Source organism: Fodinisporobacter ferrooxydans, from assembly GCF_022818495.1.
Lineage (GTDB): Bacteria > Bacillota > Bacilli > Tumebacillales > MYW30-H2 > Fodinisporobacter > Fodinisporobacter ferrooxydans.
Genome location: NZ_CP089291.1, coordinates 4,631,334 through 4,653,114, shown reverse-complemented (window position 1 = coordinate 4,653,114; position 21,781 = coordinate 4,631,334). Strand labels below are relative to the sequence as shown.

The window sequence follows — 21,781 nt, the reverse complement described above, 5'->3', positions numbered from 1 at the left end:
AAAGTTTTAAAAGGCCGAATCGGAGCTTGGATCCGACGCTGCTTTTTTACGTTCCCACAAACGTTTCATATCCAGCGGCAGAGGTGCACGGACTTCCAGCGGCTGATCGTCGTGGCCAATCCAGCGCAGGCAAGCTGCATGCAATGCTTGGCGGGAGATATAGGCAGAACGTTTTCCGTACATGCGGTCACCGGTGACGGGGTGCCCGATGTAAGCCATGTGCACGCGGATTTGATGTGTTCTGCCGGTTTCCAATGAAATTCGGAGCAATGCGGCATCCTTCGCCGTTTCCAGCCATTCGTAACGGGTAATCGCCGGCTCTCCTTCCGGAACAACGGCTCTACGGTTGGGAAATGCAGGATGCTGACCGATGCGGGCGTCGATCATTCCCTTTTTCGCTGTAGGACAGCCATCGACAATCGCAGTATATGTTCGTTTCAGCTCGCCATTGTGCATTTGCTGTTCCAGACGTGCTTGTGTTTTGGCATCTTTGGCAAACAGGATGCATCCGGAAGTATCCCGGTCCAACCGATGCAGCGGCCGAATCCTGTGTATGGTTTGCCGCGTCTGGAAATAATGCGCCAGGTAATTGGCCAATGTCCCTTGTTCTGTTTGCCCTGTTGGATGTACGAGCATATTTGGCGGTTTATTGATCACGATCACATCCGTGTCTTCATACAAAATTTCGATGGCTCCTTGTTGCGGTTCCACGCCGTACGTGTCTTCCGCAGGCTCGGCGATCGTAATTTGATCATGAGCGGCCAATTTTTTTTGCAGATAGACCGATTTTCCATTCATGCGAATCGATTTTGTGCGAGTCAGGCGTTGAATGGCTCGACCGGAGTAATGCAACACGTCCCGGATGTATTCTTCTACGGTCAGTCCCTGATGTTCTGTCGATACCAGAAATGTATGAATATGTTTCATGAAAATACCCTTTCGAATCGAATGTCGTTGTCTTTATGATAATCGATAGTTCATAAATAAAATACCCGATACTCGAACGAAAATAAAAACGCATAAATCCCCCACATCGAGTTTGCAGACTCGCGGCCGGATTTATGCGTTTTTTTGTTTTAGTATGATCATAGATTCGGATAAGTCCCCTCTTAATCGCGAGATATATAGATATTCACTATATCCTGAATAATGCTCGGATGTTTGCTTTGGGAATGGCCGGATTGCTTGGGAGTGTCTGTTTGCTTGGTTGATAGATTTTGGTTTGTTTCTTTTTGATGTGTCATGTGATTGTCTCCCTCCATGAAGTTATGAATCTACAGTACCACAGAGACAAGAAGTGAATCAACGGAAAATTCTGAAAATGCTGCGGGGGTTTATGTAAATATTGCCAATCCGTTCACAGATTTGTCAAGTTAAAAATGTTTGTTTCAGTTAAATTATGACATGTGTCACACTTTTTCACGTACATATTTTTTATAATGAGTATGCAATAAACAATGAGTATGCAATAAACAATGAGTATGCAATAAACAATGAGTATGCAATGAACAAGAGTTGAAATAACGGGTGTTTAGGAGAGATCAATCAGGAAGGAAATTGTATATGAATGAACAGACTCTCTCAACGATTCGAATTGGAAAATTGCCGGCAGCGTTTATTTGTTTGGCTTTTTTAAATTTTACTGTTGGGGCATTGTTAGGCGTCATTATGGTGCTGGAACCAAGCGCTTGGGGCCAATATGGTTCCTTTCATGCTGAGTTAAATCCATTTGGCTGGCTATCGATGTTAATCTATGGCATGACATATGCCGTTTTAGCAATTATCGCAGGATTGACATTGCCATGGCCCGTGATGGGATGGCTGCAATTGATTGTGGCAGAAGCGGGCGTTGTGTTGATCCTGGGCGCTGCACAGATGTTTTCCGGGAGCTTGCTAAGATATGGATTAGAATTTCAGGCATTGTCGCCACTGCTTTTTATGGTAAACATCCTTTCAACCGTGTTTGCATCCCGGCGCAAGCAAAAACAAGTGAGTGCAAGGGACCGCGCAACGGATGCCGCACAGCGTTTGGCTAATTTCGTGAATCATGGAACGGAAATTTCGAGTGGACAGATGTTTGAACGTTTTTTTGGGCGTCCTGATTTTGTCAAGGCAACGGATCGTGTGGCACAAAAAGGGACGGAGCTTGCGTTATTTTGTTTTTTGGCAGCTGCTGTGTGGGCTTTGATGCCGGCTTTGCATGATAAGGCAAATGGCTTTTATGCAATGCCGAGCGCGTCTGTCTTGCTTTCGTATTATGGATGGATTGCCGGAACAGTTCTGATGGTTTCGTTGCATTTGTATCCACGCTATGCCGGTTTTCGTGTAATAAAAGCATGGCAGGCGCAGATTGGCCAAATTTTATGGTTTGTTGGACTTGTGGCATCTGCCTTTGGAATGGTTGGATCGCCTTTAATCATGCAAACCGGGATTCAGACCATAGGGGTATCCTTTACATGGTTTGCGTTGTTCTATTTAGCGAAAATGAGGCATGCATGCAAACATACACCTGCTCCAAGCACGATTGCTTGGTGGGGAAGTTGGATATTCGCGTTGATTCTTGGAGTGAGTTTGGTCTTTGGGTTAAATCCACTTTCGTTGCCGGCACTGCATCTTTTGTTTTTGGGCTGGATCACTTCTCTCGTTTATGGTGTCGGATATACATTTTTTCCGATTATTTTGGGGCGTGAACCGACCTCGATGCGTGCCGCCACAATTCAGGTATGGATTGCTTTAGTAGGTGCCGTTTTTATGTCAGGCGGTTTTTATTTGCTTGAAAAAGATTCTGCCATGCAATCTGTAGCCCGGGTTCTTTTAGCAGTCGGCGGTTGTTTGGCCGCATTTTCGTTCTTTGTGTTTTTGCTGTTATGGATTTTTGGAAATAAGTTCGAAACGCATGATCAAATAAGCAGATTTGACCAATATAGCAATGTATGAATCAACCGTATATTGGCAGCAAGCACCAGGAAAAAATTCAGACAAGAAATGACCTCGGGAAGTAATTCCGAGGTCATTTGGTTTTATTGATCTTAATCCCATCAAACTGATAATACATTTCTGAACAGACTCCAAACTTTTCTGAACACGCACTAAAAGGTTTATGTTTACATTTTAAAAAGATTTCATGAATTCATGTCGTACCGGTATTTTTTATGTCTATAATAAAAATCATATAGAGGATGTTCAAAAAGTAGTCAAAACTCCACGGCGGATTGCTTTGCCGAATCCCCAAAAGGCTTACTCATGTACCAAACATGTACACTCCGTCGCCTTTTCGTGCTTCGGCTTCGCACTCCTTGTGTCTTACTTAACCACTTTTTGAACACGCACATATACTACATTTTCAAAATATTTCCGTTCAATCCATTTGAACAGCAGCTGCATCTATATACAAGCGACAAGCGGTTCTTGGGATCGTTGTACGCTTGTGCAAGACAGTTGTCGTGAAAAAATGCCGGAATTACGGGAAGTAGTTCACGGGCATTTTGTCCGTTGCGATCTCGTTTAGAAAAGAGGTGTTACCATGACGAATCATTTACTCGAAGTGCGGCACTTGAAAAAATATTTTCCGATTAAATGTGGTGTAATGCGGCGTACAATCGGTCATGTCAAAGCAGTCGATGATATCAGCTTTTCCATCCGCAGAGGGGAAACACTGGGGATTGTAGGCGAGTCCGGCTGCGGAAAATCGACGATCGGGCGTTTGATTCTGCGGCTGCTCGAACCAACGGCAGGACGAGTTCGATTCGAAGGGACAGATCTGACATCCCTTTCAAAGTCAGCCATGCGCGAAATGCGGCAACATTTGCAGATGGTGTTTCAGGATCCATATGCTTCTTTGAATCCCCGTATGAGAATCGGATCATTGATTGCCGAACCTTTGTTGGTCAATAAAAAAGCATCCGGGAAGGAAGCTTGGAAAAAAGCGGAGGAATTGTTGGAAGTCGTGGGACTCCCGCAGAATGCGATGAAGCGGTATCCTCATGAATTTTCAGGCGGACAGCGCCAGAGAGTTGGGATTGCCAGGGCGCTTGCGTTACATCCAAAGTTGATCATCGCGGATGAAGCTGTATCGGCATTAGACGTTTCCATTCAGTCACAAGTATTAAATCTATTAAAAGATTTGCAGAACGAATACCATGTATCCTATTTATTTATCTCCCACAATTTAAGCGCTGTACGACATATCAGCGACCGGATCGGAGTCATGTATCTGGGCCGATTGGTGGAGATCGGCGATAAGAAAGGACTGTACGCCAATCCTTTGCACCCATATACGCAAGCGTTGTTGTCGGCAGTTCCGGTTGCAAAGCCGAACGCCAAGCGGGAACGGATCATTTTGACGGGAGATGTCCCAAGTCCGGTCGACCCGCCGCAAGGGTGTGCTTTTCATCCCAGATGTTCGAAAGCGATGGAGATTTGCAAACGAGTTCGACCGGATTTTATTCGAATCAATGAAGCGCAATCGGCCGCTTGCCACTTATACGCCTGATTGCGGCATTGTTTCGCTTTTGTTTCACATCTTCGAAAAAGGGGGACTTTGTTTGTATTCGTATATGATACGGCGAGTGCTGACGATGATTCCGACGGTATTGATTCTCTCCATTTTGTTGTTCGCTATATCGCATTTGGCCAAAGGAGATCCTCTCGCAGGCTTGGTAAATCCGAGCACCGCCAAAAACCCGGATTATATTCAACATTTGCGGCATGTGTACGGGCTGGACCGTCCTGCCTATGTTCAGTATTTCCTATGGTTGAAAAATATGCTGCATGGCGATTTCGGTTACTCCATGTCCAAAGGGCTGCCTGTGTCAATGCTCTTGAAACAGACGATCGGCAACAGTTTGAAGCTGGCCATTGCCGCGGAAATGATCACGCTGGCGATCGGGATTCCCGCGGGGATTTTGGCTGCCAGAAACAAAGATACGTATGTCGATTATACGGCAACCGCCTTTACACTCGTATCCTTGTCAACGCCGTCTTTCTTTATCGGCTTGATCCTGATTTATGTGTTCGCGATTACGCTGCAATGGCTGCCCGCTTTCGGCACATCCGATCCGTCAGGAAACGGAGGAGCGCTTGATTCTCTGCGGCATATGATCCTTCCGGCGTTGACGATTGCCGTCATTCAGATCGCCCCATATATTCAATATATGCGTTCGAGCATGCTGGATCACATGCGAATGGATTATGTTCGGACAGCCCGGGCGAAAGGGTTAAGAGAACGTGAAGTGATGAATCGGCATGTCCTGCGCAATGCCATGATTCCAATTATTACGTTATTTGGTTTGGATATTACGACATTCCTGGCGGGCGCGCCGATTACGGAATATGTGTTTACATGGCCGGGAATCGGACAATTGAGCATCCATGCGGTTTTAAATCGGGATTATACGGTCATTATGGCGGTCAATGTAATTGCTGCCGCTGCCGTGTTGATCGGGAATCTGATTTCCGACATGTTATATGCACTGGCGGACCCGCGGATCCGCTATGATTGATGAGGGGTTGAAGACTTGAGCGCACAAGCAACCGGAACCGGTTCTTTATTGGATGTACAGGCGGAAATACGCAAGAGTCCGTTTCAGATTGCGATCCGGCGGTTTTTGCATAACAAACTTGCGCTGTTCGGGTTGATCTGTTTGCTGATCGTGATCGTCATGAGTATCGGAGCGCCGCTATTTGCCCATCAAGATCCGACAGACGCGGATCTGATGCAAGTGGAGGAAGCGCCTTCTGCCCAACATCTTTTGGGTACGGATGATTCCGGCAGAGATATATGGGCCCGTTTGTTATATGGCGGCCGCGCCTCGCTGCTCGTCGGTTTCAGCACGACTATGCTCACGTTGGCGTTCGGTGTGGCATTTGGTGCGATTTCCGGATATTACGGCGGCCGGATTGACAATCTGTTGATGCGTTTTACGGAAATCATTCAAACATTGCCGTTTTTCCTGTTTGCGCTGACGATTGTTGCGATGGCGAATACAGTCACCGTTTGGCATTTGATATGCGCGATTTCCATGCTTGGGTGGGCGGGAACGGCAAGGATTGTCCGCGGACAATTCATGATGCAGCGGGAGCTGGAGTATGTGCTGAGTGCCAAAGCCATCGGCTGTTCCGATCTGCAAATCATTTTTAAACACATCCTGCCGAACACGTTTTCCACCATGATCGTTCAAGGAACGCTGTCGATGGCAACGTATGTCATTGCGGAATCCGCATTTAGCTTCCTCGGATTTGGGGTGCAAGAGCCCCAATCTTCCTGGGGAAATATGCTGACGGCAGCACAATCTTTAAAAGTCATGGAGTTCGAGCCGTGGCGGTGGATTCCGCCTGGAGCGGCCATTATTCTGACTGTGTTATCCTTCCATTTTATCGGGAATGGATTGCGGGATGCATTCGAACCGAAAGCAGATCATTAAACAGGAGTATCATGAAACGGAATCATGCAAACGCCATTTGCCGCTGTTTTTTTCATAAACCACTTTTTGAACACGCATCTCATAGATGTTCCGCTTTAAAAAAGCCTGAAAATACATACGCGAACGCAAGGGGGTTATCCGATTGAAAACGTGGGGGAAAGTTGTTGCTGCAACAGCGCTGGCGTCGCTGACCCTGACATCCATCGTCGGTTGCGGCGGTGCAACCGGCAGCAACGCATCAAATCCAATTGCACAAGATACCGGCAAACCGGTAGATGGAGGAACGTTGACGTTATCGATGTCGAGTGCGCCGGCGGGAAAATATTTGCCGCAAGTATGGGATAATGAGTACGATCAGTGGGTTGCCATGTTTACGTACGACACATTGCTCGAGTACGACAAAGATCTTGCATACAAACCCCTTTTGGCAGAAAAATGGGTTATTTCAGATGACAAGAAAACGATCACATGGCATCTCAATCCCAATGCCAAATGGACTGACGGACAACCGGTTACAGCGGACGACTTGGCTTGGACCTGGAACTGGATGGCGTCAAAAGCGTATAACGATGTGATTCAAGGCCCATATCAAGGAAATGTTTCTTATATCGAAGGATTTGACCAGGCAAGCAAAGGGCGAGCGCAAACGATGTCCGGCATTCATGTGATCGATCCGCACACATTGTCTGTAACATTGAAAAAACCGTATGCTGCTGCATTGGCGATTTTAGGAATGACACAAGTTCTTCCCAAACATATTTGGGCAAATGTTCCGCCAGATCAATACAAAATAAAAATGCAAGATCCCAAGATGCTGATTGGTGACGGACCCTTCAAAATTACCGGCATCAAACCAGGCGAATCCTGCACATATGTCAGAAATCCGGATTATTACGGCGGAAAACCGCACATTGACAAAATTGTCTGGCGGGTTGTCAACTCCGATGTAGCAGCGGGACAAGTAAAAAACGGCGCGCTTGATGAAGTCTCGACCGTCAATCCGCAAGATGCCGATATTTACAAGAGTTTTTCCAATGTGACATATTTTGAGTTTCCGAGCACATATTTTCAGTATTTGGGATTTAAATTAAACAATCCGATTCTGAAAGATAAAAATGTTCGCCATGCCATCGCATATGCAATCAACCGCAAAGGAATCATTACAGGACTTTTGAAAGGGCATGGCGACGTATTAAATGCGCCGATCTATGCAACCAGTTGGGCGAATCCGCCTGCAGATCAAGTCCATGCCTATAATTTTAACATCGACAAGGCAAAGAAACTTTTAGATGATGCGGGTTATAAAGCAGGAGCGGACGGATTTCGAACAGATCCACAGGGAAATCCCTTCCAATTGACATTGGCGTATCCGTTGGGAAACAAAGTCCGGGAAAAAACTGCGCCGATCATTGCAAAAGAATTGCAGCAGATTGGACTGAATGTGAAATTGCTGGCTCCGAAAGATTTTTCCGCCTTCGCCGCCGATGTTCAGCATGACAGGGACAATGGCATGTGGCTGATGGGATGGGGCGGTCAAATCGATCCGGATCAAACCGGTTTTTGGTCCAAAGATGCGATGTATAACTATTCTCATCTCGATAGTCCAAAAGAGGAACAACTGGTTGCAGATGCTGTCAGCGGCCAGGCATTCAATCAGGACTATCGCAAAAAAACGATGTGGAAATGGAGCAAATTCATGAATGATGAGCTTCCATGGCTGCCGTTATACGGGGAACGCGACATTTTTGTGTGGAACAAACGGCTGCACGGTGTCGAACAATACCCGACAGTGGGGATCTTTCAGGATGTACAAAATTGGTGGCTGTCCAAATAGGAGGCCGCTTTTTTTCTATGCAGATTTTTCTAATTTTGTGGAGGGGCAGAAGCCTATAGAATATGATAAGATGACAATGTTGTAAGTGGAGAGGAGATTGAGAGCATGAAACAGCGACTGCGTATCGGTGTTCTGTTTGGTGGACGTTCTGGCGAGCATGAGGTGTCGATTCAATCAGCCAAATCCTTGATGCAAGCATTAGATCCGTCACGCTATGAAATTTTGCCAATAGGCATTTCCAAAACGGGTGAGTGGGTATTTGGCTTGCAAGCATTTGCGGCTTTGCAAACGTCCGTACCCGACTATTTGGCAAATTCGTATCAGGCAAGCAATTGGGGCGATTGTGCCATGAGTTTGGCTCAACTGCAATCGCTGGTGGATGTAGTCTTTCCCGTTTTGCATGGTTCATTCGGTGAAGACGGGACGATTCAAGGGATGCTGGAAATGTTAAATATTCCGTATGTCGGAGCAGGCGTCCTGGCATCTGCAGTTGGCATGGATAAACTGTTTATGAAGCGGATTTTCGGTGTAGCCGGATTGCCGCAATGCGCGTATTGTTCCGTAATGCGCCAGGAATTCGAGTCTGACGAAAATGCAGTTATCAGCAGCATCGAACGGGAAATCGGCTTTCCCTGTTTTGTGAAACCAGCTAATTTAGGATCGAGCGTAGGGATCTCGAAAGCAAAAAACCGCGAACAATTGAAGCAGGCGCTGGAGACGGCAGCACAGTATGACAGGAAGCTGATCGTCGAGGAGGGACTGAACGTTCGTGAAGTTGAAGTTGCGGTTCTCGGCAATGACAGCCCGCTAGCGTCTGTCCCTGGGGAAATCGTGCCATCCAGTGAATTCTATGATTATGAAGCGAAGTATATGAGCGGCAGTTCTGAACTAATGATTCCTGCAAATCTTCCGGAAGACCAATCAAAGCAGCTTCAAATGCTGGCCATCCAGGCGTTTCAGGCGATTGACGGTTCCGGATTGGCGCGTGTCGATTTCTTTATCGAAAAGGAGACAAATCGAATCTTGATCAATGAGATCAATACGATGCCTGGATTTACGATCTACAGTATGTATCCGAAATTATGGGAAGCGACAGGAGTTCCTTATATCGAGTTGGTCGGCCGCTTGATCTCGCTTGCTTTGGAACGGTTTGCCGACAAGCAACGGAATGTAACAGAGTTTCAAGTTTCTAAAGGAGACTCCGTCAACGTTTGAGAACTTTGACTGACAACCGGGTACTTTGGCAACATGCAAACGCATGGTCGTCCCACTGCAGAATAGCTCTATTCCAGTGAGACGGCCGCTTAAAAGATTGAGGGAACCGCGATACACGTATTCACTTCACTTGAATTTCCGCCAGTCCATTTTACTCGACTTGAAAAGGTCTGCGAACGACTCCGCATCATTTTTGGGATTGAAAAGTTCTTCCATACTGATGTCTTGATCGTCATCCGTATCCCGTTGGTTCGATTGGGAATTTGCACGTTTGCCTTTTGTCCCCATCCGTTTATCGGACGTCTGTTTTGTTTCCGCTGGCGGATGTTGTTTCAACAGTTCCTCTTTCGCAGCAGACAATTTCTCCAGCAGCTCGGGATTTAAATGATCGCGGAACGAAAGGGGCGTGCTTTCACTGTGCTGCTGCATTTCTTTTTTCGAAATATTGGCATGTCTGCCGGCATGAAAGGGGCCTGTTTGCACATTTGGCGATTGCGCAGCTTTTTTTCCCTTCCCATACTTCGACGAAGCTTGGGCCGTTTGTTGCTCATCCGGCGCTTCCGGTTTTTGCTCCCTGTCTATCAGCCCATAGCCGCGCAGCAAGTCAACCAAAGATTCCCGGTGTTTTGTCACAATGAAGATTTCCTGAACCGATTGGGTGGTCTTCGCCAACAGTTTGATTCCCGTATCGGTCATATATTGAAACGTTAAACCTGTGTTGTGTGTTTTGTTATGGGAAATGACGCCTGTGATAATGGAGTCCACTTCATCCAGCCGGGCGATGTCCAACAGGATGCTTCGATAATCGCCAATAATTGAATGTTTGGTCGTCAGTTTTGAAGTGCGGTGACGGTTTGACATGATAAATCGTCTTCCTTTCTCAACTCTGTTTGAAAAATTCGTCTAAAATCTTTACAATAACGTTCATAATGATTCGCACGGAATCTGTTACTACCATAGCACAAATTCCTATCCATTGGCGATGGGGGAAGAAAGGGAGCTTTCTATGCATATTCCGGTTCGTGCAGCAAAACGAACAGAACAAGGCGATGTAGCAATACAATTGGAAACGGGGAAACAGTTGCTTCTGGGATTGCAAAAGGGATTGGCAGAAGGGGAACCGGTATCTTTGCGGTTTGCTGCGGCACGTTTTGGGCAAGAGTATTATCTTGTCATCGGTATTCGAAAAAGCGGCAGGGGGTTTGATGTTTTGCTTCCTCCCGTGATGTGGGACAGCTTCCTGGAAGAGGTATCACATGTGCGGTTGATCAGTGCGGAAGATTTGTCCACATCGATAGAACTGCCCTTTGATGAAGAGGCATTTCAAGCTTTTCTCGACCAATGCCAATTGCGCTTCGAAGATGATCCGAGTCTCGAAGTCATAGGCAAAATCGTCGAGTTTTTCAGTTGAGATGTTCATAAGCGAATGGGCAGCGGATAGGCGTTTGCGTCTGCGATATTTACTTTGTGTCCAAATGCAGCCAAACGTGCAGTGTCTCCGTTATGACAACAGCGTCGACACGCACAATATACGTTTTATCGTCAATCAGAACGGCTCGTCCGTTCAGCAGATGTTGGACCAGATCAGGCTGTGGTTCAAAATCTTGCAAAGGCCTGCCAATGAGAAATTTACATAAATTTTGGATATATTTTTGGATATACTGTTGCAGCTTTAAATGGATGGCATCATCCGTTGTCTGGATGTGAATGTCAAGTTTTCGTATGCGATGATTCCGTTCGTCCGCCTGTTTTTTCAGATCGAGTTTTAATTGTGCGTTTTCGTGCAGAAGCTCCTGGTATTGCAAACGTATTTGGGCAAGCTGGTAGTACAGCATATCCATATCATGGCTGGCGATTGCCAATAGGATGGAGCCGCCGCAAATGGCTCCAATGCAAAAGGTTGCAAGCAACTGAACGGGATTCTTCATGGTTTCGGTCCGCCGGTCAAGGCCTGAACGAGAAAATAGCCGATCTGGCAGCCGATAAAAGCTGCGAGCAAATAGCCCAATTGTTTGATGATCAAGGATATTTGACCTTCCAATACGCCTGTCTCAAACACTTTTATCGTGTCCATTGTTCCGCCAAGGGCGCTTACCATCGCCCAGATTTTTAATTGATCCGCCAATTGCAACATGGTTGCCATCGGCGGACGATGTGTCAGAACCGCCCCGATTCCGCCGACGAGAGACCCGCCCAAAACCAGTCCAAGCGCGACAAAACAATCCAAAATCAGTGTACCGACAAATCGATCCAAAGCAGATTCCCCCATACAGGCATTTGGTATTGCACTCTGCATGTTTGAGCATATGCTTGTCAGTATGCACATATGAGAATCTGTTTGGAATTGGGATGCGTTTTTCATTTACCGCTGCAAAGATTCAATTTGAAATTTGTGTGCATCCAATAATTTGATGTTATATGTCCAATAAACGGTTGAATCATAGGATTTTTTATCACCTTGACGCCAATTTTCATGATTTTTGATCACGGTTAAATCATGGTGATAGGTTTCCTTTGTAGATACGAGGATGTGTTGGTCATCTTTGATACTGCTATTGATCATTTGCAGCGACTGGAATGTCTCCAGATCACGAATCCAGTTTTCAGTTTTTAATGTCCGGATATAATCATTTAAAAATTTGTATTCGGGAGATTGTTTTCCCGTAAGAAATGCCAATATTCCTTCCGGTGATTGAATATTTACAGCACGACACCATGTTTGGTTATATTGGATGAGAAACATTCGAATGGATTGTACCAACTCGGGCGGTGCGGCTGCATTCAGCGTTACGCTTTGCAGTTGGGGAGCGGATGTTACGTCAATCGTTTGCCGTGCCAAAGAAATCCCTTTCGCGGACATTGAGACGGTATGCTTTCCGATAAAAACCGGCAGGCTAATTTCTGAAGAAACTGTATGGTGCGTGATGCCATCAACTGCGATATCCGCATTGGCAAATGGCAATTGAATGGAAATCCGCTTGCTTGGCAAGACAACACGCCAAATATAAATACTGCTTCCAAATAACGGCGCTTTGTGAATTTCGATTTGTTTTCCTTCTTCCGGGAATGCAGTCAACCATTGTTTAAATGCGTCAAATGAGATAACGCCAGCCTGTTGCTGTTGATCCAGGTATTCATATGCTTGCTGATAGTCCTTTTTTTTCAATGCAGCGAAATAGTTTTGCCGAATCTGATTGGCCGATAGCGTGTATGGCTTTAACAGGATCCACACAGGGATCAGAAAACAAAGGACCACAGCGATCCATTTTAACCAATTTGGCACATGAGAAAAAGTAGTCTGGAATGGAACCTTCATGAGTTGCAATTTGTTCCCGCACCTTTCTATGAGTACTTTTGGTTACCCCCCTGTTCAGCAATATGTGTTCATTTCTTTTTTGGGCTTGTCATATCCTTTGACGTAACTCGACTACTTTTGTCGAAACTCCCGATTGAGAACCGAACATTTACAAAACGTCCATTGGTTGGTATAAAAAAACATGGTAGTATAGGAATAGAAGCTGAGATATAGGAGTGAACAAGTGCATATGACTAAGCAAAAAATTCGGAAAGCGATCATTCCTGCAGCCGGCTTGGGTACGCGATTTTTACCTGCTACGAAGGCACAGCCCAAGGAAATGTTGCCGATTATTGATAAACCGTCGATACAATATATAGTGGAAGAAGCGATTGCGTCGGGGATCGAAGATATATTGATCGTTACAGGCCGCAACAAACGGGCGATCGAGGATCATTTTGACCGCTCGATTGAATTGGAATTGTTCTTGAGTGAAAGACAAAAATGGGAGACATTGCGGGAAGTGCAAGATATCTCGAATTTGGTGGATATTCATTTTATCCGGCAAAAGGAACCCAGGGGTCTTGGACATGCCATTTACTGTGCCCGTTCGTTTGTCGGCAATGAGCCCTTTGCCGTCTTGCTTGGGGACGATATTATATGGAATGAGAGCAAGCCTGCACTAAAGCAATTGATTCAGGTATATGAAGAAACACAACAAACGGTTATCGGTGTGCAACAAGTGCCGTTGCGCGATGTGTCAAAGTATGGAATCGTCTCTGGGCACGAGTGGAAAGACGGCGTGTGGAAGCTGGATGATCTTGTGGAAAAACCGGCTGTTTCGGAAGCGCCAACCCAATACGCGATTGTGGGAAGATATGTGATTCAACCGGAGATTTTTTCAATTCTCGAAAGGACAGATCCAGGAAATGGCGGCGAAATTCAATTGACCGACGCTTTACGGATTTTGTGCCATGATCATGATATGTACGCGAAAATTGTGAATGGGGAGCGTCATGACATCGGTGATAAGTTGGGATATTTGAAGGCGATGATCGGGATGGCTCTGTACCGAACCGATATGAAAGATGATCTGCTGGATTATTTGCGAGAATTGATGAAGTCGCAGCCACAACAAGTCGACCACAGCAAGACCACTGTATAATCCTGCCATGTACTCACCAGACAAACATTGAATCTGATGATTGCCGTGTGCTTACGATCTATAAGCCGGTAATCATCCTCACTTCGTATTTCGGTTCGCGTCAATTCCTTCATTTCGTCGCATTCATCGTATTCGATAGCCTTAGGCTTTTTTGCTCTTTGATCGTTTGCAAAACGGTTGTTGCGAGTGTTGTCGTGTGATGTCCTGCAAATTTTGAAACATGTATGGATTAGGCGGGAAGGAGGAAGGATAAGATTGCCAAAATATGAGTACATAAGGAGTGAGAGAAGTGCAGCATGAAGAAATCCGGTCGTTGGAAGATCTGGTTCAATTTGTGATAAAAGCGGAAAATATGGCGATTTATACGTATGAAAAAATAATTGAAAAAGTAAAAGATACAAAGGTACGGCAACGACTCATTTCATTCCAAACGGAACACAAGCAATGGATCGACAGTTGGAAACACATATGGAGCTTTGAAGCAGCAGACACGGATCTCTCCCTGATGTCCCAGACTGCAGTGACGGGAATGCTTGTCTTCGATCAGTTGCGCAATCATCAAGATGCGGACTATGTGGTGCGGGTGCGGGATGAAGAAGAGAAGCAGATAAAAGAGCTCAAGACGCTTGCGCAGACCGTTTCCTTTGCAACGCTGCAGGCAGGAGCAAGTGCGGAGGAAGCATTGGAGCGGATGATTGCCCAATCGGCGCGGAGAGTGCGTGAGTTAAATCGACATGTAGATCAATTGCGGGATCAGGAGGAGAAGAACGTTTGAGGAAAAGTACCTCAATGTTGCTATGCGGCATTGCGAGCAGTTGTGTATTGGCGTTGACGGGCTGTACGTTGGAAAAAACATACGGGTCGACCGCTGTTTCCGCGAATCCGTATACGCCGGCTACAGTGACAGTGGGCGACAAATCGCTTGTCTGGCGGCAAAATATTAAGGAAACGGCGCTGCATATGATCAAAGAGAGCCGCAAAGCGTGCTATTTATCCATGTATGAGCTAGGGGATATGGATATCCTGCAAGCGTTGGCGGATGCCCACCGGCGCGGTGTCGATGTGCGATTGATTTTGGATGCTACGGAAAAACACACATTGCAGACAGCCATCCCGTTTTTGCAAAAGGAACACATTCCTTACCATCTATATCGTGTGAAAGGCGGGATTTCTCATATCAAATCTTTAATTACAGATGAGCAAGGGAAGCCGCAGATGTTTGATGAATTGATGGGAGGAATGAATTTTGGCCCGCATAGTTGGGATAATTTTGATGCCTCTGTCCGGATTCAACATGCAAACTCCGATTTTGAACGGCTTTTTTTCAGAGATTGGAAAGTGAGTGCAGGACAACAAGAGCCGGAGCCGCGATCGACCCAATTTCTGGTGGACCGGCAAATTGAACCTTCCATGATTCAAGCGATCCAAGGGGCGAAACGGTCGATTGATCTGGAATGTTTCGACCTGTCCGATGCGGCGTTCATCCGTCAGTTGATCCTCGCACACCAGCGCGGTGTAAACATCCGCGTCCTGCTGGAACCGCGGGAAAAGCAGAACAAATACAGTGGACGAAAGCTTGCACAAGCGGGAATTCAGGTGAAGTTTTACAAGCATGAGGGGAAAGAGATCCTGCACGCGAAAATCGCCTCCATCGACGATGGAGAAGTGGTTTATGTCGGCAGTGCAAATTTCACGCATCAAGGGTTTCAGGTGAATCATGAAGGGGATATCATTCTGCGCCGGATTCCCCAATTTGGACAATCCATTCAAAAAAGTCTGGATATGGAATGGCAAAGGAGTTCTTGAGGACATTGAATGTCATTCGGCGGATTGCAGCGTGGGACAAGCGGATATTTGAAAAAATGACAGCGGAAAAAAGCAACACATACAAGCATGTTACCCGAACGGATCGTTTTATGATCCTCGTTGCGCGGACATCTCCGATTGTCATGGTCGCAGTCATTCTTGGAATCGGCATTTTGGACGTATGGAACCATCAGTTTGTTTCTGCGCTTGCGGTTCCGGCATGTCTCGCTGCCGGTTTCCTGTCGCGATTGATGAGTGGCTGGATCAGCCGTTTGTTGCCAAGGGATCGTCCGTTTCTGCAGTTTCGAAAAACTCCCCTGATTGCTCACCGCCCGGAAGAGTCCTTTCCCAGCAATCATGCAGCAGGAGGATTTGCCTTGGCGACGGCACTGATCCAGTTTCATCCCGTTTATGGCATAGTATATGGCGTTTGGGCCATTGTATTGGCATATTCCCGTCTGCATGTCCGCCTGCACTTTTTTAGCGATGTGTTGGCCGGGGCCATACTCGGCTGCATGATAGGGAGTTTCGCCGGTCGATTGACGTTTTTGGCACTGGGATCATTCGCACCCGGATAATCCGGTAAATGTTCGGGCCGTGTCCATTAGACGGACTGCAATTTGCTACCGAACCGTCAATCTTCCTTGCAATCCCGGTTCCGGGTTGCCTGGAGTATCCGAATAAAAAGGGAATATGCCTTTTTTGTCAGGAGTGAATTCGATATCTGTCGACTCTCCTGCATGCAAATTGGGAGAAAAGATAAAGTAACCGGGCAAGACAAAATTGTGTTCTTTTGTGCCCAGATTTTTTACATGGATTTTAATAGGTACGCCTGTTTCTCCCTGCATGGTGGAAGGGCGAAATCCGATATCGGTAATCGAGATCGAATATTTGATCGCGCGCGGTTTCGCCGCATGTGCCGATTGGAATGTCCAAACCGTATAAATGAGCCCTGCAATTGCAAGACAGGCGGCAAGCGGCATCAACAGGGAACCGAAACGCTGGCTTGGAGTCAGTTGTTTTTTCAATACTTTTTTCGTTTTTTTGTGGTTAGTCATAAGAAATCGTTTCAAACCTCTCAAAGAAAAGATGGATATACTTAATTTGTGCAAGTTTTTTCATACTATGCATCAGTGCGCCGGGGGTGGGCATGGCCAACAGGCGCTATCCAGAGGAGGAAGCAGCATGAATGAAACAATCGGTTTTATTGGACTTGGCAACATGGGGCAGCCAATGGTACGAAACTTGCTGAAAGCAGGTTTTGCGGTGAAAGTCTACAATCGAACGCCAAATAAAGCAAAAGATGCCGTGGCTGCAGGCGCACAGCAGGTGAATCGTCCGTCGGATGCAGCAACTGCTGGCGGCATTGTCATCACCATGGTGGCGAATGATCAGGCGCTGGAAGATGTGGTATATGGAGTTGACGGATTTGGTGAAAAACTGGGGCCTGGCGGCATTCATCTATCCATGAGCACCATTGCGCCGGAGACGTCGCGCAAACTTGCAGCGTATCATCAGCAGCAAGGCTGCCAATATATTGCGTCCCCCGTGTTTGGCCGTCCGGAGGCGGCAGCGGCTCAGAAGCTGTTTGTGCTGTCATCAGGCCCCAAAGAGGCAAAGGAGCGGGTCAGGCCGTTACAAGAGGCACTTGGCCAACGAGTCTTCGATATCGGTGAAGAACCTGGCAATGCCAATGTCATTAAGCTAGGCGGCAATTTTATGATTATGGCGGCAATGGAGGCCATGGCCGAATCTTTTAACCTGGCAGAGAAGAATGGCGTCGACCGGAAGCTGGCTGCGGAAATATATGCGTCCACCTTGTTTAATTGCACCATATATCAGGGGTACGGCCAGATGATTGCCAAGAAGATCTTTGAACCTGCGGGTTTTCAGTTGGCGCTTGGCCTCAAAGATTGCAATCTGGTCTTAGAGGAAGCGAACGCCACGAAAACACCGATGCCATTGGCTAGTCTGTTGCATGACCGCTTGCTTTCCTCAGTAGCGAAAGGCCGCGAAAATCAGGATTGGTCCGCTTTGACAAGGATTGCTGCGGAAGATGCAGGGCTGGAATAGTCAGTTTTTGTGTATGAAACAGTTTTTGTGCTAGTCTTTTCATTATGACTCCTTTATACTGGATATAGCATCCTATTGGATGTTTTACGAGTTTAGATAGCTGAGGCGAGCAGAGGAGGAAACACGATGAGTATTGTAAAAGTATCGGAAAAAGGCGTTTTCGGTGAAGGTGAATTGACATTTGGCGGAAGTTTCGTGCCGGAACCCTTACAAAAAGCATTGGATCAAGTGGAAGAAGCATTTCTTCGCTACAAGGACGATCCGGACTTTGAGCGGGAACTGGACTATTACATGCATGAATATATAGGACGTCCCAATCCGTTGTATTTTGCCGAACGATTAACTGCCAAGTTGGGTGGCGCAAAGATTTACTTAAAACGTGAAGATTTAAACCATACAGGTGCACATAAAATCAACAACACGATCGGGCAGGTATTGCTCGCGAAGCGCATAGGCGCAAAACGCATTATTGCGGAAACAGGCGCAGGTCAGCATGGTGTTGCTACAGCGACCGTTTGTGCATTATTTGGTATTCCCTGTACAATCTACATGGGTGAAGTCGATACGAAACGGCAAGAACTGAACGTATTCCGCATGGAAATGCTCGGTGCTACTGTTGTAGCGGCAAAATCCGGCAACCGTACGCTAAAAGAAGCGGTTGATGAAGCATTGATGGATTTTGCCCAAAATTACAAGGATACGTTTTATTTGCTTGGTTCTGCGGTTGGACCACATCCGTATCCCTTGATGGTCCGTCATTTTCAATCGATCATCGGACGTGAAGCCAGAAAACAAATCCTCGAAAAGGAAGGCCGTCTTCCTGACTTGATTACTGCGGCGGTTGGTGGCGGTTCCAATGCAATCGGATTGTTTTATCCATTTGTCGATGATTCTTCGGTCAAAATTGTAGGCGTGGAACCAGCCGGAGAAGGATTGGAAACCGGACACCACGCAGCGCCGTTAAATGTAGGCAAACCAGATATCATTCACGGTTTTAAGTGCTACGTAATGGATGATGCAGAAAATTGCCATTCGATCGCTGCCGGACTGGACTATCCGGGCGTTGGCCCCGAACACAGCTATTACAAAGCGATCGGCCGGGCAGAGTATGCAGCGATAACCGATCAAGAAGCACTGCAGGCTTTTTTGGATTTGTCCAAGACGGAAGGCATTATCCCTGCGCTTGAAAGTTCACATGCAGTCGCATATGCCATGAAGACGGCGCCAAATATGTCGAAAGATCAGATTATCATCGTAAATTTATCCGGACGCGGCGATAAAGACGTTGCTCAAGTCTATGAACTGATACAAAGGACGTAAAAAAAAAAAAACGAGGCTTCGCTGTAAAGTTTGGCGGAGTCTCGTTTTTTATCATATTTTTATTGAAAACCTTCGGTTTTCAATTTAGCGACGCCAATCGCCATGTTGTCCCAAAGGATGCCTTCCACAAGTTTTCTTTGATCATTGGCGCAATGGATCAGAAGAAACACTTCTGTTGCAATGCTTTGTTTTGTCATCTTGTTGTTCTGTTTTTTCACGAACACAAGTTTCAATAGAAAACCTAAAAGGAGACCGGCAGCTAATCCGATGAGTCCCCACAGAATCGGTCCCCATTTTAAAACCATTCCGTATATGGCTCCTAAAAGCATTCCGCATGTACCCAGAACTGCAGCTACATCAAACAGGCTAAATCCGTCAGCCTGATGGATTGTATCGAACAGCTTTCTCTCCTCCGTTCTTTTATCAAGCGGGACAGCAAGAATTTGATTTTTTTGAATGCCCCCTTGCTCGAGAGACGAGATGGCGAGTTCCAAAAAAACGGATTGCTCAAATGATGCAATGATATACATGCCGTCACTCCTTAGCTTTCATACATTTATATCTATATCGGCATTTGAAACTATCGGCATTTGAAACCCAATTTTTTGATAATGATCACGTAACCATTTTGACTGCTCTTTTTCAAACAATTTGTTGAACTCCACAGCGGAGACATAACAATCATAAATTTGAAACCTGTAAATCGCAGGGATATAAAGCAGCCATTGCGCATCCACAATGGATTTTGCGTGATTGAAATCGCCGATCATCGTAAAATGTATCGCTTGCAAACCATGTGAAAAATACATGACGGTGATTGTCCAGGCGACAAAGAACAGCCCTGTGATGATTTTATGCAAATACAAATTACCGAGTCCCGGCATCAAGGAAGACCACGCTGCCGCAAGCCACGGATTGCGCTTATCTAAAAAATTCATATCCAAAGCTTTGATGACAAACGATTTAACAGGCGCGTCTTCCCGGTCAGCCAAGATATACAATTTATTCATGTCAACCGTTCCGCGATAGGCGTCCCACGCTGAATAAACATATACTGCCAAGTAAAGGAGAAGCCATCTGGTGTCGATGACATTTTTGGCTAAATGGAAATGACCGGTTAAGGAATGCACGACGGCAAGATTAATTTTGGCGCCAGTATTGACAACAATTCCCCATAGGATTAGGATCAGCCCTTTGAGTTTGCGATCTTGCAGTAAATTACCCAACCCTGGGGTGAGAAGGGACCAAAACGCGATGATGTAAGGGTTTTTTAAGTGGAGTTGATTTGTGGTGAATTCGGAGAGATATGCCCTTGGATATCGTGCAAACGCATTTTGCTCCATAATGAACACCTCACAATGGCATTTTGAAATCGGAACGTTGATAATGATCCCGCAAGAATCTCGACTGTACTTTTTCAAGCAGTTTGTTATATTCGACAGCGGATATGTATGCATCGTGGAGCACAAAACCATAAATCGATGGAAGGTACATCAGCCACTGCATATCCACAATGGATTTCGCCTGACTGAAATCTCCCGTAAACGTATCATGTACGGCTTGCAAAGTATGCGACAAATATATTACCAAGATTGTCCACGCTATAAAGAAAAGCCCTGTAATGACCTTGTGAACGTAAAGATGCCCGAGTCCTGGGGATAACAGTGAAAGTGCTGTAGAAAACCAGGGGCTTCGCTTATCTATAAAATTTATGTCCAGTGTTTTCATTGCGACCGGCTTGATGGGCGCGTCTTCTCTATCCGCCAGGATGTAAAGCTTGTTCATATTTACTGAACCGCGATAACTGTCCCACATCGCATAGACATACAAAGGGACATAAAGAAGCAGCCATCTGGTGTTAATCACTTGTTTTGCCTTGTCGAATTCTCCAATTAGCGTATACATAATGCCAAGATTGATTTTGGCATTTGTATTCACGACCAGTTCCCAAATGATGAGGACCAGCCCTTTCGCGAGTCTTCCTTGCATAAGATTTCCGCAACCAGGAAATGCAAAAGACCAAAAGGCAACAATCCAAGGATTTCTCAAATGAAGAAGGGTCGCACCAAATTCAGACAGGTGCGCCCTTGAATGTCGTACAGAAGAATTCTGAAGCAAAAGGTTCACACTCCATTACATACACTTGTTCCCAGTATGCGTTTTTATGAGTGGAAATATTTATAAATTGTTTCAAAATGAATGATTACATTGTCCAATTCAACTGCCTGCCGCCGATGACATGGTAATGCAAATGGAATACCGTTTGCTGTCCATGCTTTCCGGTGTTCGTGATCACGCGAAATCCCTCTTCCGACAATCCCAATTGATTCGCGATTGTTTGAATGGCGGAATGGATCGCTGCCAGGTACGGTGTGTCTTCTTCCCGCAAGTCAAGCACGGAAGGGATATGTTTCTTTGGAATGACCAGTACATGGACAGGAGCTACCGGCTGGATATCATGAAATGCGACGACAAGATCATCTTCATACACTTTTTTCGATGGGATTTCATTCGCTATGATTTTGCAAAATATACAATCCACTTTCAATCACTCCACGTTTTTGCTAGTAGTATAGCATATCCCAGGAAATTCCGGAAAATTTCCGATTGCAAACCGAAAAGGAAAACGAAACCGAAAGGGAAAGCGTCAA

General features: G+C 46.0%; 24 protein-coding genes. 13 read left to right on the top strand and 11 right to left on the bottom strand.

Annotation, left to right across the window (positions count from 1 at the left end; translation table 11 throughout):
• Positions 1-6: 6 nt before the first annotated feature.
• Positions 7-927 carry an RluA family pseudouridine synthase gene (locus LSG31_RS22310; protein WP_347437234.1) on the bottom strand — a complete coding sequence of 307 codons (921 nt, stop codon included), beginning with the start codon at positions 925-927 and terminating at the stop codon, positions 7-9.
• Between the two features lie 182 nt (positions 928-1,109).
• Positions 1,110-1,244 carry a hypothetical protein gene (locus LSG31_RS22305; protein ID WP_347437233.1) on the bottom strand — a complete coding sequence of 45 codons (135 nt, stop codon included), beginning with the start codon at positions 1,242-1,244 and terminating at the stop codon, positions 1,110-1,112.
• 319 nt (positions 1,245-1,563) lie between these two features.
• Between LSG31_RS22305 and LSG31_RS22300 the strand changes: the two genes are divergently transcribed.
• The 6 genes from LSG31_RS22300 to LSG31_RS22275 all read left to right on the top strand — a co-directional run bounded on the left by LSG31_RS22300 (position 1,564) and on the right by LSG31_RS22275 (position 9,471).
• Positions 1,564-2,937, top strand: a complete 1,374-nt coding sequence (locus LSG31_RS22300; RefSeq protein ID WP_347437232.1) for a hypothetical protein — start codon at positions 1,564-1,566, stop codon at positions 2,935-2,937.
• A gap of 586 nt (positions 2,938-3,523) precedes the next feature.
• Positions 3,524-4,492, top strand: coding sequence for an ABC transporter ATP-binding protein (locus tag LSG31_RS22295; protein WP_347437231.1), 969 nt, complete (start codon positions 3,524-3,526; stop codon positions 4,490-4,492).
• 52 nt (positions 4,493-4,544) lie between these two features.
• Complete coding sequence (locus LSG31_RS22290; RefSeq protein WP_347437230.1) at positions 4,545-5,501, top strand: ABC transporter permease; 957 nt, start codon at positions 4,545-4,547, stop codon at positions 5,499-5,501.
• 15 nt (positions 5,502-5,516) lie between these two features.
• The gene (opp4C, locus tag LSG31_RS22285; RefSeq protein ID WP_347437229.1) at positions 5,517-6,422 is read left to right on the top strand and encodes an oligopeptide ABC transporter permease; all 906 of its coding nucleotides are present in this window, start codon (positions 5,517-5,519) and stop codon (positions 6,420-6,422) included.
• A 142-nt stretch (positions 6,423-6,564) separates the two neighbouring features.
• Positions 6,565-8,256, top strand: a complete 1,692-nt coding sequence (locus tag LSG31_RS22280) for an ABC transporter substrate-binding protein (RefSeq protein WP_347437228.1) — start codon at positions 6,565-6,567, stop codon at positions 8,254-8,256.
• A gap of 105 nt (positions 8,257-8,361) precedes the next feature.
• Complete coding sequence (locus LSG31_RS22275; protein WP_347437227.1) at positions 8,362-9,471, top strand: D-alanine--D-alanine ligase; 1,110 nt, start codon at positions 8,362-8,364, stop codon at positions 9,469-9,471.
• Positions 9,472-9,597: 126 nt separating this feature from the next.
• On the opposite strand, the gene LSG31_RS22270 is transcribed toward LSG31_RS22275, so the two are convergent.
• Positions 9,598-10,332 carry a DUF2103 domain-containing protein gene (locus LSG31_RS22270; protein ID WP_347437226.1) on the bottom strand — a complete coding sequence of 245 codons (735 nt, stop codon included), beginning with the start codon at positions 10,330-10,332 and terminating at the stop codon, positions 9,598-9,600.
• A gap of 145 nt (positions 10,333-10,477) precedes the next feature.
• Here LSG31_RS22270 and LSG31_RS22265 point away from each other — a divergent pair, with 145 nt between their 5' ends.
• Positions 10,478-10,882: a hypothetical protein gene (locus LSG31_RS22265; RefSeq protein WP_347437225.1), complete on the top strand. Its 405-nt coding sequence runs from the start codon at positions 10,478-10,480 to the stop codon at positions 10,880-10,882.
• Positions 10,883-10,931: 49 nt separating this feature from the next.
• Here LSG31_RS22265 and LSG31_RS22260 read toward each other — a convergent pair whose 3' ends face one another.
• The 3 genes from LSG31_RS22260 to LSG31_RS22250 form a co-directional block, all read right to left on the bottom strand.
• Positions 10,932-11,399 carry a sporulation membrane protein YtrI gene (locus LSG31_RS22260; RefSeq protein ID WP_347437224.1) on the bottom strand — a complete coding sequence of 156 codons (468 nt, stop codon included), beginning with the start codon at positions 11,397-11,399 and terminating at the stop codon, positions 10,932-10,934.
• The gene (locus LSG31_RS22255; RefSeq protein WP_347437223.1) at positions 11,396-11,725 is read right to left on the bottom strand and encodes a YtrH family sporulation protein; all 330 of its coding nucleotides are present in this window, start codon (positions 11,723-11,725) and stop codon (positions 11,396-11,398) included. The genes LSG31_RS22260 and LSG31_RS22255 overlap by 4 nt, the downstream gene beginning before the upstream one ends.
• Before the next feature lie 108 nt (positions 11,726-11,833).
• Positions 11,834-12,796 (bottom strand): peptidase associated/transthyretin-like domain-containing protein, encoded by a 963-nt coding sequence (locus tag LSG31_RS22250; protein WP_347437222.1) that lies wholly within the window; start codon positions 12,794-12,796, stop codon positions 11,834-11,836.
• A gap of 220 nt (positions 12,797-13,016) precedes the next feature.
• Here LSG31_RS22250 and galU point away from each other — a divergent pair, with 220 nt between their 5' ends.
• From galU to LSG31_RS22230, 4 genes are all read left to right on the top strand, one after another.
• Positions 13,017-13,931: a UTP--glucose-1-phosphate uridylyltransferase GalU gene (galU, locus tag LSG31_RS22245; protein WP_347437221.1), complete on the top strand. Its 915-nt coding sequence runs from the start codon at positions 13,017-13,019 to the stop codon at positions 13,929-13,931.
• Positions 13,932-14,220: 289 nt separating this feature from the next.
• The gene (locus LSG31_RS22240; protein WP_347437220.1) at positions 14,221-14,706 is read left to right on the top strand and encodes a hypothetical protein; all 486 of its coding nucleotides are present in this window, start codon (positions 14,221-14,223) and stop codon (positions 14,704-14,706) included.
• Positions 14,703-15,737, top strand: coding sequence for a phospholipase D-like domain-containing protein (locus LSG31_RS22235; RefSeq protein WP_347437219.1), 1,035 nt, complete (start codon positions 14,703-14,705; stop codon positions 15,735-15,737). The genes LSG31_RS22240 and LSG31_RS22235 overlap by 4 nt, the downstream gene beginning before the upstream one ends.
• Before the next feature lie 5 nt (positions 15,738-15,742).
• Positions 15,743-16,315, top strand: a complete 573-nt coding sequence (locus LSG31_RS22230) for a phosphatase PAP2 family protein (RefSeq protein ID WP_347437218.1) — start codon at positions 15,743-15,745, stop codon at positions 16,313-16,315.
• Between the two features lie 45 nt (positions 16,316-16,360).
• Here the strand turns inward: LSG31_RS22230 and LSG31_RS22225 are convergent, their stop codons facing one another.
• The gene (locus LSG31_RS22225; protein WP_347437217.1) at positions 16,361-16,795 is read right to left on the bottom strand and encodes a cupredoxin domain-containing protein; all 435 of its coding nucleotides are present in this window, start codon (positions 16,793-16,795) and stop codon (positions 16,361-16,363) included.
• Between LSG31_RS22225 and LSG31_RS22220 the strand changes: the two genes are divergently transcribed.
• Together LSG31_RS22220 and trpB are read left to right on the top strand one after the other, a co-directional pair.
• On the top strand, positions 16,683-17,810 hold the full coding sequence (locus tag LSG31_RS22220; protein ID WP_347437216.1) for an NAD(P)-dependent oxidoreductase: 1,128 nt from the start codon (positions 16,683-16,685) through the stop codon (positions 17,808-17,810). The genes LSG31_RS22225 and LSG31_RS22220 overlap by 113 nt on opposite strands.
• Before the next feature lie 126 nt (positions 17,811-17,936).
• Complete coding sequence (trpB, locus tag LSG31_RS22215; protein WP_347437215.1) at positions 17,937-19,130, top strand: tryptophan synthase subunit beta; 1,194 nt, start codon at positions 17,937-17,939, stop codon at positions 19,128-19,130.
• A gap of 59 nt (positions 19,131-19,189) precedes the next feature.
• Here the strand turns inward: trpB and LSG31_RS22210 are convergent, their stop codons facing one another.
• The 4 genes from LSG31_RS22210 to LSG31_RS22195 all read right to left on the bottom strand — a co-directional run bounded on the left by LSG31_RS22210 (position 19,190) and on the right by LSG31_RS22195 (position 21,672).
• A complete protein-coding gene (locus LSG31_RS22210) occupies positions 19,190-19,660 on the bottom strand; it encodes a hypothetical protein (RefSeq protein WP_347437214.1) in 471 nt (156 codons plus the stop codon).
• A gap of 18 nt (positions 19,661-19,678) precedes the next feature.
• On the bottom strand, positions 19,679-20,473 hold the full coding sequence (locus LSG31_RS22205) for a hypothetical protein (RefSeq protein WP_347437213.1): 795 nt from the start codon (positions 20,471-20,473) through the stop codon (positions 19,679-19,681).
• A 10-nt stretch (positions 20,474-20,483) separates the two neighbouring features.
• Positions 20,484-21,119, bottom strand: coding sequence for a hypothetical protein (locus tag LSG31_RS22200; RefSeq protein ID WP_347437212.1), 636 nt, complete (start codon positions 21,117-21,119; stop codon positions 20,484-20,486).
• 214 nt (positions 21,120-21,333) lie between these two features.
• On the bottom strand, positions 21,334-21,672 hold the full coding sequence (locus tag LSG31_RS22195; protein WP_347437211.1) for a histidine triad nucleotide-binding protein: 339 nt from the start codon (positions 21,670-21,672) through the stop codon (positions 21,334-21,336).
• Between the last annotated feature and the right edge of the window lie 109 nt (positions 21,673-21,781).